This window comes from Nocardioides sp. N13(2025), assembly GCF_051912545.1.
Lineage (GTDB): Bacteria > Actinomycetota > Actinomycetes > Propionibacteriales > Nocardioidaceae > Nocardioides.
Genome location: NZ_CP196809.1, coordinates 2,960,100 through 2,973,405 on the forward strand (window position 1 = coordinate 2,960,100; position 13,306 = coordinate 2,973,405).

At 71.4% G+C, this 13,306-nt stretch carries 11 protein-coding genes; 2 read left to right on the forward strand and 9 right to left on the reverse strand.

Annotated elements, in window-relative coordinates:
• Positions 1-37 precede the first annotated feature (37 nt).
• Complete coding sequence (locus ACS3YM_RS14355) at positions 38-781, forward strand: sulfotransferase family protein (RefSeq protein ID WP_439937109.1); 744 nt, start codon at positions 38-40, stop codon at positions 779-781.
• The gene (locus ACS3YM_RS14360) at positions 778-1,194 is read left to right on the forward strand and encodes a DivIVA domain-containing protein (protein WP_439937110.1); all 417 of its coding nucleotides are present in this window, start codon (positions 778-780) and stop codon (positions 1,192-1,194) included. Before ACS3YM_RS14355 ends, ACS3YM_RS14360 begins: the two co-directional genes overlap by 4 nt.
• Here ACS3YM_RS14360 and ACS3YM_RS14365 read toward each other — a convergent pair.
• From ACS3YM_RS14365 to ggt, 9 genes are all read right to left on the reverse strand, one after another.
• Positions 1,191-3,200, reverse strand: a complete 2,010-nt coding sequence (locus tag ACS3YM_RS14365) for an ATP-dependent DNA helicase (RefSeq protein ID WP_439937111.1) — start codon at positions 3,198-3,200, stop codon at positions 1,191-1,193. The two genes, ACS3YM_RS14360 and ACS3YM_RS14365, sit on opposite strands and share 4 nt — an antisense overlap.
• A gap of 144 nt (positions 3,201-3,344) precedes the next feature.
• Positions 3,345-3,476, reverse strand: a complete 132-nt coding sequence (locus ACS3YM_RS14370) for a hypothetical protein (RefSeq protein ID WP_439937112.1) — start codon at positions 3,474-3,476, stop codon at positions 3,345-3,347.
• A 123-nt stretch (positions 3,477-3,599) separates the two neighbouring features.
• Complete coding sequence (secD, locus tag ACS3YM_RS14375; RefSeq protein ID WP_439937113.1) at positions 3,600-5,885, reverse strand: protein translocase subunit SecD; 2,286 nt, start codon at positions 5,883-5,885, stop codon at positions 3,600-3,602.
• A 218-nt stretch (positions 5,886-6,103) separates the two neighbouring features.
• Positions 6,104-7,654, reverse strand: a complete 1,551-nt coding sequence (gene hflX / locus ACS3YM_RS14380; RefSeq protein WP_439937114.1) for a GTPase HflX — start codon at positions 7,652-7,654, stop codon at positions 6,104-6,106.
• A gap of 53 nt (positions 7,655-7,707) precedes the next feature.
• Complete coding sequence (locus ACS3YM_RS14385; RefSeq protein ID WP_439937115.1) at positions 7,708-8,781, reverse strand: thrombospondin type 3 repeat-containing protein; 1,074 nt, start codon at positions 8,779-8,781, stop codon at positions 7,708-7,710.
• A gap of 58 nt (positions 8,782-8,839) precedes the next feature.
• Positions 8,840-9,547, reverse strand: a complete 708-nt coding sequence (locus tag ACS3YM_RS14390) for an NYN domain-containing protein (RefSeq protein ID WP_439937116.1) — start codon at positions 9,545-9,547, stop codon at positions 8,840-8,842.
• 126 nt (positions 9,548-9,673) lie between these two features.
• Complete coding sequence (locus tag ACS3YM_RS14395) at positions 9,674-10,450, reverse strand: SDR family oxidoreductase (protein WP_439937117.1); 777 nt, start codon at positions 10,448-10,450, stop codon at positions 9,674-9,676.
• A 68-nt stretch (positions 10,451-10,518) separates the two neighbouring features.
• Positions 10,519-11,316 (reverse strand): diaminopimelate epimerase, encoded by a 798-nt coding sequence (gene dapF, locus ACS3YM_RS14400; RefSeq protein WP_439937118.1) that lies wholly within the window; start codon positions 11,314-11,316, stop codon positions 10,519-10,521.
• Between the two features lie 117 nt (positions 11,317-11,433).
• Positions 11,434-13,287 (reverse strand): gamma-glutamyltransferase, encoded by a 1,854-nt coding sequence (ggt, locus tag ACS3YM_RS14405; RefSeq protein ID WP_439937119.1) that lies wholly within the window; start codon positions 13,285-13,287, stop codon positions 11,434-11,436.
• Positions 13,288-13,306: the final 19 nt, after the last annotated feature.

Below are 13,306 nucleotides of genomic sequence, written 5' to 3' on the forward strand. Positions count from 1 at the left end.
CCCGAGGCGGGCTTCCCTCCGTAGTAGCCTCGCGGCGATGCCGCGCCCAGACGACGTACCTGCTCCCGAGGTCTTCCGCACCCGTCCGGGCAACCGGCGCCGGCTGACCCCGGCGGGGCAGGACGTGCTGGACCAGCTGGCCGTCGCGGGTGAGCAGTCGGCCTGGCTCAGCCCGTTGGCGTACAACCTGACGATCAGCCACAGCCACCGCTTCGTCTGGTACCGCGTCGCCAAGGTCGCGACCCGCACGATCCGCCACCACTGCGAGACCCACGGCGTCAGCCTCGACGTCGACCACGCGATGCGGGTGCGCTATCCCCTGGCGTCGTTCGCCGACTACTTCACGTTCGCCGTCGTCCGCGACCCGCTCGACCGTTTCGTCTCGGCGTGGCACGACAAGGTCGTCGACCACAACTACTACGACTTCGACGCAGGCACCCACGAGCGGATGCAGAGCGTCGAGGAGTTCGCCCGCTGGACCGCCACCCACGACCTGTCGGCGGTGCCCGGCACGGACCAGCACCTGACGCTGCAGAGCCGGATGATCGACCTCAACCGGGTCGACTTCGTGGGCCGGCTGGAGACCTTCGACCGCGACTTCGCCGAGGTGTGCGAGCGGATCGGAGCCCCGGCCGTGCCGACCGCGCCGAAGAACCAGACCGCGCCCGGCGGCCGCCGCCGCGAGGCGTCCGACGAGCTGCGCGAGCTGGTGGCGCGGATGTACCGCCGTGACTACCAGGTCTTCGGCTACCCGGATCCGACGGAGGAACCCACCCGATGAGCCTCGACCGCCCGACCTTCCCCATGGTCCGCCTGCGGGAGTCGTACGACGCCGAGCAGGTGGACCGCACCGTGGACATGGTCCTGGAGAACCTCGCCCTCCCCCAGCCCCGGATCGGCCGCGGCGACATCGAGGGGCTGCGGTTCACGCCCGTGCGGCGCGGTGGCTACGACATGACGGCGGTGGACGACTGGCTCGACGAGGTCGTGGCCGAGCTGGACCGACGCACCGGCGTGCAACCGCCACCGGAAGCGCCCACCACTCCTGCGGCGCCCGCCGCCTCCGTGAGCCCGAGCGTCATCGTGGACCTGGACAGCCCTCGCCCCGAGCAGGACAGCGAGCTCGTACGGCTCCTGGTGCAGATCGCGGTGGTCGCGGTCGTCGTCGCGCTGCTCTACGTGAGCTTCGCCTAGCCCGCCTCACCCAGCCGCTTGAGCGCCTGGCGCACGAGCGCTGGATCGGTGGTCGACCACATCGGCGGCAGGGACGCCTTGAGGAAGCGGCCGTAGCGGGCGGTCTCCAGCCGCGGGTCGAGCACCGCCACGATGCCGCGGTCGGAGGTCGTGCGGATCAGCCGACCGGCCCCCTGCGCCAGGAGCAGCGCGGCATGAGTCGCGGCGACCTGCATGAAGCCGTTGCCGCCCGCCTGGTCGGCGGCCTTTTGGCGCGCCGACATCAGCGGGTCGTCGGGGCGCGGGAACGGGATGCGGTCGATGATCACCAGCTGGCAGGTGTCGCCGGGGACGTCGAGGCCCTGCCAGAGCGAGAGCGTGCCGAACAGGCACGTGTGCGGGTCCTCGACGAACTGCTTGGCCAGCTCGGGCAGCTGGGCGTCGCCCTGGGCGAGCGTGGTCAGGTGCGGCAGCCGGGCGCGCACCGCCTCGGCCGCCGTCTCGGCCGCGCGGCGGCTCGAGAAGAGCCCCAGGGTCCGGCCGTCGAGCGCGTCGACGAGGTCGCAGATCTCGTCGAGCTGGGCGGGGCCGAGGCCGTCGCGCCCGGGCTGCGGGAGGTGGCGGGCGACGTAGAGGATGGACTGCTGGCCGTAGTCGAACGGCGAGCCGACGTCGATGCCCTTCCACGGCAGCGCCGTGTCGGGGTCGGTGGGAGCGATCTGCGAGCCGACGCGCTCGGTGGGCTTGAGCCCCAACGAGGTCGCGACGGCGCCGAAGTCGCCGCCGAGCATCAGGGTGGCGCTGGTGAAGACCACGGTCTTGTCGGTGAGCAGCTTGTCGCGCATCGGGCCCCACACCTGGAGCGGCGCGACATGGAGCCGGGCCGGGAACCGGTCCCGCGCCTCGCCGAGCCACAGCACGTCGGCCTGGGAGCCGGCGGCCATCCGCTCGGCGTTGACGAAGACCTCCTGCACCATGCCCTTGGCCTGGGTACGGCCGGCGTCGCCCTCCCCCTCGCCGCCCGACTCGCGCGGGAAGGCGGACAGGCAGGCGCGCGCCGCGTCGCGCACGAGCACGAGCGCGTCGGCGAGCTGGACGGGGACCTGGTCGATCCGGCCGGGCGGCATCGCCTCGAACGCCTCGGCCAGCTGCTGGGCGGCGTCCTCCAAGTCGCCGGCGGGGTCGCCCTCGGCGGAGTCGGTCCAGCGGCTCGCGCGGCGCGCGGCGCGCTCGACGTCGGTCGCCGCCAGCTCGTCGGTGGCGGCCTGGGTGACGCGCGCGGTGAGCTCGTGGGCCTCGTCGATGACGACGGTGTCGTAGTCGGGGATCATCGGCACCTCCTCGATCGCGTCGATCGCGAGGAGGGAGTGGTTGGTGACGATCAGGTGGCTGCGCTGCGCCTTCTCGCGCGCGAGCTCGGCGAAGCACTCCGCGCCGAAGGGGCACTTGGTCGCACCGAGGCACTCGCGGTGGTTGACCGAGACCTGGCGCCACTCGCGGTCGGTGTGGCGCGGCGCGTTGTCGCGCTCGCCGCTGCCGCCCTGCTCGGTCTCCTCCTCCGCCCACGCGCGCAGCTCGAGGACCTTCTCGGCCATCGACCCCGTGGGGACGTCGACGAGGGTGCCCTGGTCGTCGGGGACGCCGGCCCGGATGCGGTGCAGGCAGGCGTAGTTGGAGCGACCCTTGAGCACGGCGTACGACGTGTCGATCCCGGGCACGTCCTTGACCGCCTCGACGAGGCGCGGCAGGTCGCGCTCGACGAGCTGGTGCTGGAGCGCCAGCGTCGCGGTGGCCACCACGACCCGCTTGTCGTGGAGCATCGCGGGCACGAGGTAGCCCAGCGACTTGCCGGTGCCGGTGCCGGCCTGCACGAGCAGGTGGCGGCCGTCCTGCATGGCCTCGGCGACCTCGTCGGCCATGTGCACCTGGCCGTCGCGCTGCTGCCCGCCGAGCGCGCCGACCGCCTGGGCCAGCACCGCCGAGACCGGGGTGCCGACGGGGGCGGGGGCGGTGTCGGTCTCAGGCACCAGAGAACCCTACGCGGCGGCGCCGACACCTCGTCGTACGCCATCCACAAGCGGGCCGCCCCAGCCCCCACTCGAGCGGACATATGGCCGCTCGAGTCCCGCCATACCGGGCGACGAGCGACCACATCGTGTGACCAGTGGCGGTCAGTAGTTCTTCTTGCGACCGATCTGGCGCTCGATGCGCCGCTCGGGCTGGCCGAGGACCTTCGCGAGGATCTTGACGCGGTAGCGGTAGGCCACGACGGCCAGCACCACGATCAGCAGGAACCAGATCATGCGCTGAGCCTACGCCGATCGGCCCAGACTTCCTGAGCGAGTCGCGAACCTCTGGGGGCGTGCAAACCCCCGGAAGTCGGGGTTTCCCCGCATATGCGGGGAAACCAAGGGCGGGCGACAGCCTCAGACGACCGCGCCGGAGTCCTCCGGGTCGCGCACGACCCGCTCCTTCTTGACCCGACCCATCGGCCAGCGCTGCTGGAAGTAGGTGAGGAGCGGGGTGGCCATGAAGACCGACGAGTAGGTGCCGACGACGAGACCGACGAGCAGCGCGATCGCGAAGTCCTGCAGCGAGTCGCCACCGAGGATGGCGAGCGCGGCCAGGATGAACATCGCGCCGAGGCCGGTGTTGACCGTGCGGGGCACCGTCTCGACGGCCGCCTTGTTGGCCAGGTCGCTGAACTTCTCGTCCGGCTTGGAGCCGTACCAGCGCTCGCGGATGCGGTCGAAGACGACGACGGTGTCGTTGACGGACAGACCGACGATGGTCATCGCGGCCGCCAGGAAGATGCCGTCGATCGGCTTCTGGAGCCACGCGAACAGACCGGTCACGAGGACGACGTCGTGGGCCATCGCGACCACGGCGGCGACGCCGAAGGTCCACTTGAAGCGGATGGCGAGGTAGAGCAGCTGGGCGAGGAACGCGACGCCGAACGCGATGAGCGCGTTGTTGCGCAGCTCCTTGCCGAGCGAGGATCCGATCTGCTGGTCGTCGACCTTGGTGACCTCTCCGCCGACCTTGGCCAGCTCGGCCTCGATCTGCTGCTCCTCGTCGTTGGTGAGGTCGCCGGTGCGGACGGTGAAGTCGGCGGTGTCGGCGGTCTGCACGACCGCCTCGGGGAAGCCGGCGTCGGCGACGGCCGCGCGGGCCTGGTCGACGCTGACGTCCTTGCTCACCGAGTAGTCGAGCTGCCGACCGCCGGTGAACTCGACACCCAGCTGCAGGCCCTGGGTCACGATGCCGGTGACCGCGATGACCAGGGCCACGGCCGAGATCCCGAGCCAGGTCTGGCGGCGCTTCATGAGGTCGGGGTTCTTGCGGTCGAGCCAGGTGCGGACCTTGCCGACGTCACCGAGGCCGCTGAGCCTGGGGCGGCTGGCCACCGGCTTGTTGGCGACCGCGAGGTCGCACAGCACGCGGGCGATGATCAGCGCGGAGATCATCGACGCGACGACACCGATGGTCAGGGTCACACCGAAGCCCTTGATCGGGCCGGAGCCGAGGACGAACAGCAGTCCGGCCGCGAGGAGCGTGGTGACGTTGGAGTCGATGATCGCGCTCCACGCCTTGTTGAAGCCGACCGCGAGCGCACGCCGGAGACCCGCGGACGGGTAGGCGGCGTACTCCTCCCTCGCTCTCTCGAAGACGAGGACGTTGGCGTCGATCGCCATGCCGATGGCCAGCACGAAACCGGCCAGACCGGGCAGGGTCAGCGTCGAGCCGAGGCCGACGAGCATGGCGTAGGCGAGCAGGGCGTACGACGCCAGCGCGATGGTCGCGGCGAAGCCCACGACTCGGTAGACGACGATGATGAACAGGCCGGTGAGGATGATGCCGATGATGCCGGCCTCGAGCGAGGCGTCGATCGCGGCGGCACCCAGCGACGGGCCGACGAGACGGTCGGAGATGGCCTTGAGCTCGAGCGGCAGCGAGCCGCCCTCGATCAGCGCGGCGAGGTCCTTGGAGTCGGTGGCGGTGAAGTTGCCGGTGATGTCGGTGGAGCCGCCGCGGATGCCGACGTCGCAGCCGACGCCGGTGTTGACCTCGGGCGAGGAGATGATCTCGCCGTCGAGGACGATCGCGATGCGGCGCTTGGGGTCGCCGGACGGGTTGCACGCGGCCTTGCCGGTGATGTCGGCCCAGGTGTCGCCACCCTTGCCGTTGAAGTCGATCGCGACGACCCACTCGACGCTCTGGTCGCGCTGGACGGCGCTGGCGCCGGTGATCTCGTCACCCTGGATGACCGTGGGACCCACCTCGAGGGAGTCGCCCTGGTCGGAGGGGAGGACCTGGTTGTCCTTCTTGCTCGGCTTGGCGTCGGGCTGGGCGGTGCCGATGACCTCGTGGATGGTCAGCTTGGCGGTCTTGCCGATCTTGTCCTCGGCCGCCTGCGCCTCCTCGTCGCTCGTGACGCCCGGGAGCTCGACGAGGATCCGGTCCTCGCCCTGGCGGATCACGTTGGACTCCGCGACACCGAGCGCGTTGACGCGCTGGTTGAGCACCTGGAGGGTCTTGTCGACGTTCTCGGCGTTGGCGGGCGTCTCGGCGGTGCCCTCGGCCTGGAAGACGAACTGCGCGCCACCCTTGAGGTCGAGCCCGAGGTTGGGCTTGACGTTGAGCGCGAGCGCCGCGCACCCGGCCAGCAGGCCGAGCACGAGGATGAAGCGGATCCAGACTCCACGTGACATGCGCGACATCCTCTACTACCGGTCTTCGATCGCCCGAATCCGGGCCCTGATCGACAACGGGCGACCCTACGAGAAGGTTCCGCACCCTCGATCCGGCACTGCGCCGCATGTCCGCTCGGACCGGGGTTCCAGTCCCTTTCGTCGGGTTCCCGACCGTTGCAACGGACGGGAACCCGAGCGATCACCGGGTACCCGGTGATCGCAACGACGGCAGCGGCTCAGCGGGCGTACGCCGCGAGCTCGCCGGCGAGGTCGGCGTTGGCCCGGCCGACGACGAGCGTGCCGTCGCCGGTGTGCTCGAGGGAGCCGATCTCGGCCTCCTGGTGGATCCGGTTGACCAGGTCGCCGCGCTCGTAGGGCAGCAGCACGTCGAACTCGACCTGCGGGCGGGGCAGCTCCGACTCGATCGTCGCCAGCGCCTCCGCGATGCCGTCGCCGGTCTTGGCGCTGACCACCACGCTGTGCGGCTCGCGGCGCCGGAGCCGGTCGATGACCAGCGGGTCGGCGGCGTCGGCCTTGTTGATCACGATGATCTCGGGGACCTTCGTCGCGCCGATCTCAGCGAGCACCTGTCGCACGGCCGCGATCTGGCCCTCCGGGTCGGGGTGCGAGCCGTCGACGACGTGGAGCAGCAGGTCGGAGTCGGCGACCTCCTCGAGCGTCGAGCGGAACGCCTCGACCAGGTCGTGCGGGAGGTGGCGGACGAACCCGACGGTGTCGGACATCGTGTAGATGCGCCCGTCCGCGGTCGTCGTACGACGCGTGGTGGGGTCGAGGGTCGCGAAGAGCGCGTCCTCCACCAGCACTCCCGCGTCGGTCAGGCGGTTGAGCAGCGAGGACTTGCCGGCGTTGGTGTAGCCGGCGATCGCGACGCTCGGGATGTGGTTGCGGCGGCGCGACTGGCGCTTGACGTCGCGGGTGCCGCGCATCTCCTTGAGCTCACGGCGCAGCTTGGCGATCTTGGTGTTGATCCGGCGGCGGTCGGTCTCGATCTTGGTCTCACCGGGACCACGCCCACCGATGCCCTCACCGCCGGCGGCGCGACCACCGGCCTGGCGGGAGAGGTTGCCACCCCAGCCGCGGAGGCGCTGCTTCATGTACTGCAGCTGCGCCAGCTCGACCTGCGCCTGGCCCTCCTTGCTCTTCGCGTGCTGGGCGAAGATGTCGAGGATCAGCGCGGTGCGGTCGACGACCTTGACCTTGATCCGGTCCTCGAGGTTGCGCAGCTGGCTGGGCGCGAGCTCGCCGTCGCAGATGACGGTATCGGCGCCGGTGGCCTGCACGATCTCGCGGATCGCGTCGACCTTGCCTCGACCGATGTAGGTGGCGGGGTCGGGCTTCTGGCGTCGCTGGAAGACCGCCTCGAGCACCTCGGAGCCGGCGGTCTCGGCGAGCAGCGCGAGCTCGGCCATGGAGTTCTCGGCGTCGGTGACGGACCCTTCGGTCCACACGCCGACGAGCACCACCTTCTCCAGCCGGAGCTGGCGGTACTCGACCTCGGTGATGTCCTCGAGCTCGGTGCGCAGGCTGGCGACCCGGCGCAGCGCGTGCCGCTCGGCGAGCTCCTGCGCGCCGACGGTGAGCTCCTCGGGGTCCTCCTCGTCGTAGTCGGCGTACGACGTGTCGTCGGCGTAGCCGGACTCGAAGTCGTCGTCGCCCTCGAGGTCGTCGCCCTCGAGGAGCTGGTCGTCGAGCTCGATCGTCTCGGCGTCCCAGCCACGGGTCGCGTCGAGGGCATCGCGGAGGTTGAAGTCAGGTGCGTTCGTCATATGACTACAAGGGTAGGTCGACCTGCCTGACCTGCGCGAATGCTTTCCCGGAGTCAGCGACGCCTGACGCGCACCGCGCGGGAGCGGTCGTGGCCGCAGAGCGGCTCGGCGGCGGACCCGACGGTGGCGTAGTAGCGACCGGGCTGGCGCGGGGCCTTGGTCCGGAAGGAACCGCTCCTGCGCGTCGTCAGCACGACGAGCTTGCGGTCCGCACCCGGGCGCGTGCGCCAGATCGACACCGGCACCACCGATCGGCAGCCCACCGCGACCGACGTGACGTCCCCTACGAGCGCGCGCTTCTTCTTCTGGTGGCGCAGCTCGACCGTACGCACGTAGGCGCAGCCCGCGGTGCAGCCGGTGGTGACGGTGGCCGTCGGACTCACTGGTGCGGTCGTCGGGCCGGTGGTCGGGCTCGTCGTGGTCGGGCTCGTCGTGGTCGGCGAGGTGGTGGGTGCGGGAGCGTTGGGGTCCGCGCCAGGGGTCGGGTCGCAGGCGTTGCCCACCCCGTCTCCGTCCCAGTCGACCTGGTCACGGTTGGCCACGGTCGGGCAGTTGTCGATCCGGTCCGGACGGCCGTCGCCGTCGGTGTCGCAGGTGTCGGACGTGATGCGGACCCACATCTCCTGCGGGTGGATGACGCCGTCGCCCCAGTTGCGGATCTCCACGGTCCATGCACCGCGCACCCTGCGGTGGTCGTGGTAGGCCAGCGGCTGGTCGGGCTGGAAGGTGCCGGACCCCTGGGAGCCGTCCCACCCCTGCGATGCCTCGTCGTCGTAGGTCAGCGAGTGGAATCCGCCGTCCACCCGCCGCCGGCCCATCAGCATCGAGCTGGCCGACTCGTGGACGAGGCTCATCTCGAAGGTCGGCATCTCGTAGGGGTAGCCGGCATCCACCGACACGTGCACGTCCACGTCGGCGACGGCGCCGTCGGACCACATCCACGTGTCGGTGGGGTAGACCGTGAAGCCCCCGACCTGGCCGGGGAACACCGCCCGGCCGCCGTCGACCCCGAAGGTCTGGGTGCACTCCACCACCACCGCCCCCGCCGGCGTACCTCCGACCACCATCGCCACCGCGCCCGAGAGCACGAGGGCGAGCACGACTGATCCCCGCGTCAGCATCCCCATGCGGACGTGACTACCCACGGACGAGCGGGGCAAACCGTCGCTCGGTGCAGGGGGTGGATCAGGCCCGGTGGCGTCCGACGGGGACCGCGTGGTCGCCGTCGAGGGAGGCGGTGTCGATGAACTCGTCGCACGCCGCCCGGACGTCGCGCGGCGTGTGGGCGGCTCCCACCGCAACGACGCGTACGCCGGCACCGTGCAGGCGGTGCACCAGGGGCAGCACCGACGTGAGGTCCCCCGCGATGACCACCTCGTCCATCCCGGCGTCGCGGGCGATGTCGACCGCGTCGATCGCCATCGCCACCAGCGCGCCGTCGTCCTCGTCGGCGAAGTGGTGGAACGAGTGCAGCCCCTCCCGGCGCAGCCGTCCGGCCCACTCGCCGAGCTCGGGGGTGCTCCAGTCGCCGTAGGCCCGGCACACGTTCACGTGGCCACGCTCCGCGATCCGCGCCAGCAGGCCGGCGGCGGCGTCGGCGGGCACCCGGCGGGCGTCCACCAGCAGCGCCGTGCGGCACACCTTCTCGGAGTCGTCCCGGGTGCCCCGCTGCGGCAGCGGTGGGGCCGTCGACTCGGCGGCCGGCTCCGGCGCCTCGGGCAGAGGATCGGGCGCGACCCGCAGCACCGTGTCGCGTCGTACGCGCTCCGGCCCGCGGGTCCCCGCGGCCACCCAGCGCCGCACGAGCGAGGTCAGCTCGCGATCGAGGATCGAGCTGGTGCCCGCTCCGTGCTCCTGCAACGCCGCGACACGCGGCCTCGCTACGTCCGTCATCGTCGCCCCCACAGCGTTGGATGAGTGGTCCTGCTCCCTCCAGCACCCTCGCGCCGGAGACGTGGCCGCGCCCGGTTTTGGTCGAATTGTGGGGGTTCGGTCTGGACCAGTGGAATCAGTGGCGCATCACTTCGGTGGCATCCGGATCCCGCCGTCGACGCGGATCGTCTCGCCGTTCATGTAGGAGTTGGTGAGGCACTCCACCACCATGCTGGCCAGCTCCTCCGCGCGGCCGAGCCGCTTCGGGAAGAGCACGTTGGCGCCGAGGTTGGCCTTGAACTCGTCGGGGTTGGGGAACGCGTCGTAGATCGGGGTGTCGATGAGACCGGGCGCCACCGTGTTGAGGCGGATGCCGGCAGCGGAGAGGTCGCGCGCGACCGGGAGGGTCATGCCTACGACGCCGCCCTTGGACGCGGAGTAGGACGCCTGGCCGATCTGGCCGTCGAAGGCGGCGACCGAGGCGAGGTTGACGATGGCGCCGCGCTGGCCGTCGGCGTCGGGCTCGTTGCGGCTCATCACCGTCGCCGCCTGGCGGGTCATGTCGAAAGTGCCGATCAGGTTGATCTCCACGACCTTGCGGAAGGCGTCGAGGTCGTGGGCGGACTCCAGCAGTCCGTCGCGGCCGATGGTGCGCTGCGCCCAGCCGATGCCGGCCGAGTTCACGCAGGCACGCAGCGGCGCGATCTCGGCGGCAGCCTCGACGGCTGCGGCGACCTGCTCGGTCCTCGTCACGTCCACGGAGGCGAAGACGCCGCCGATCTCCGCGGCCAGCGCCTCGCCCTTCTCGGCATTGAGGTCGGCGACGACGACCACGGCACCCTTCGCGGCGAGGGCTCGGGCGACCGCGGCGCCGATGCCGCTGGCGCCCCCGGTGACGATGGCGGAGGATCCGGTGATGTCCATGGCCCGGATCCTAGAAGGGTCGAGTGCGCGGTCCTGCGGCGGATGGTGCCGCGTGCGCACTCGACCCGTCAGAGATCGGTGAGGCCCTCGGCCACCAGCACCGCCGGACCGGTCATGAGGACCCGGTCGTCGTCGGTCCACACGACGCTCAGCGTGCCGCCGGGCACGTCCACCCGGTACGCCGTACCGCGGGGGGCGTCGTCCGCCAGCGCGGCCACCACGGCCACGGCGCAGGCCCCGGTGCCGCAGGAACGCGTCTCGCCGGCGCCCCGCTCGTGCACCCGCATGGCGACGTGGTGCTCGCCGCGGCGCACCACGAACTCGACGTTGACGCCGTCGGGGTAGATCGCGTCGTCGTGCTCCGGCGCCTCGAGCAGCGGGCCTGCCTCGGCGAGGTTGTCGACGAAGGCGACCGCGTGCGGGTTGCCCATGGAGACGTGTCGTGCGGGCCAGGTGCGGCCCATCACCGTGACCGCCGTGTCGCCCAGCACCTCCGGCGTACCCATGTCGGCGGTGATCTCGTCCCCCGCCTCGTCGAGCACCTTCACGCCGTCGCGGGTCCGGACCTCCATCGGGAAGGGCTCGCCCTCGCGCTCGTGGAGGTAGCGGGCGAAGACGCGGATCCCGTTGCCGCACATCTCGCTGACCGAGCCGTCGGAGTTGCGGTAGTCCATGAACCAGCCGCCCTCCCGGCGCACCGCCCGCAGCACCCCGTCGGCGCCGATGCCGGCACGGCGGTCGCAGAGCGCGACCACCCGCGCGGCGGCCATCTCCCCGTCGGCGCCGCCGTGGACCGAGCCGTCGGGGTCGGGCAGGACCACGAAGTCGTTCTCGGTGCCGTGGCCCTTGAGGAAGGGGTAGCTCACGCGCCCAGTGTGGCAGGCCGTCGTCCGGGAGCTGTAACGCCGGGTCAGCCGCTGTACCCACCCTGATGTACGGGGGTGGGTACAGGCACCAACCCGGCGTTACAGCGGCAGCACGGACTACCGAGGGTCGACCACCTTGGCCGAGCCCCTGCCGCGCCGGCTGGGCTCGGCGACCGCAGTGAGCAGCCGCTTCGGGCCGAACTCGATCGCCGTGGCCGCACCGATCTCGGCCGCACTGGTGAAGGCGTCACCGGCTGGGACGAGGTTGTGGCCGAGCGCGGTGAGCGCCGGCCCGTAGGCGGTGATGAACGCCGGCTCGGCGGTCACGTTGGCGGTGTTGCGCTGGGTGGCGCGCGGGGCCGCGATCGCCTCCTGGATGGTCATGCCGAGGTCGATCCGGTTGACCAGCATCTGCAGCACCGTGGTGATGATCGTCGAGCCGCCGGGCGAGCCGAGCGCCATGAACGGCTTGCCGTCCTTGAGCACGATCGTCGGCGACATCGAGCTGCGCGGGCGCTTGCCGGGCTGGATGCGGTTCGGGTCGGTCGCGGAGTAGACCGTGGAGAAGTCGGTCAGCTCGTTGTTGAGCAGGAACCCGTGGCCCGGCACGACCATGCCGGAGCCGCCGGTCTGCTCGATGGTGAGGGTGTACTCCACGACGTTGCCCCACCGGTCGGCGACCGTGAGGTTGGTGGTGGAGAGGTTCTCGGTGTCGGTGTCGGTCTCGCCCTTCGCCGTCGCCGGCCCGCACACGCCGTCGTACGACGTCACGTCGCCGGCCGCGACCGGCTTGGTGGCCGCCTTCGCCGGGTTGAGCGAGCAGGCGCGCTCGGCCGCGAACGTGTCGTCGAGCAGCCGCCTGACCGGGACGTCGACGTAGGCGGGGTCGCCGAGGTACTTGCCACGGTCGGCGAACGCGAGCGCGCTGGCCTCGAGGTAGTGGTGCAGCGCCTGCTCGGCCGTCATCTTCGAGAGGTCGTAGCGCTCGAGGATGTTGAGCGCCTCGCCGACGGTCGTGCCGCCGGAGGAGGAGGGCGCCATGCCGTAGACGTCGTGGCCGCGGTAGCCCACCTTGGTGGCGCGCTGCGAGCGCACCTCGTAGTCGCGCAGGTCGCGCTGGGTGAGGTACCCCTTGGGCACAGGGAGCTTGTTGTTCTTCGTGGTGCGTGGCTTGCGCACGACGTCGGAGATCAGCCGGGCGAGCGCGCCGCGGTAGAACGCCTTCGTGCCGCGCCTCGCGATGGCGTCGTAGGTCGCCGCGAGATCGGGGTTGCGGAAGATCGAGCCGACCTGGGGCGCGTCGCCCTTGGGCAGGAACAGCCTCTTGGTGTCCTTGAAGGCCCGGAAGCGCTCCTCGTTGTCGAGCGTCTGCTGACGGAACGTCTCGTCGACGACGAAGCCGCGGGTGGCGACCTTCGTCGCCGGTGCGAGGGCGTCGGCGAGCGACCAGGTGCCCCAGCTGTCGAGGGCCTTGTCCCACGTCGCCAGGGTGCCGGGCGTGCCGACGCCGACGCCGCTGGTGACCAGCTCGGGCGTGAAGTTGTAGGGCTTGCCTGTGGCCGGGTCGATGAAGGCGTCCTGCGGCATCTTGCGGGGCGCGGTCTCGCGGCCGTCGAGCGTGCGGACCTTGCCCGACTTCGCGTTGTAGTAGACGAAGTAGCCGCCACCGCCGATGCCGGCGCTGTAGGGCTCGGTGACCCCGAGAGTCGCGGCCGCGGCGACCGCCGCGTCGACGGCGTTGCCTCCGGCCCTGAGGACCTTCAGCCCGGCGGCCGAGGCCTCGGGGTCGACGGTCGTGACCGCACCGCCGGTGCCGATGGCCGTCGCCTTCTTGGCGGTCGGGCGCGGCTCCGCGGAGGTGGGTGCTGACGTGGGTGCCGAGGGGCTCGCGACAGTGGGCGTCGCGACGACGAGCGCGGCGAGGACGCCGGTCGAGGTGGCGGCGGCCGCGAGGGACGTACGCATGCGCATGGGGACCTCCCGAGTGATG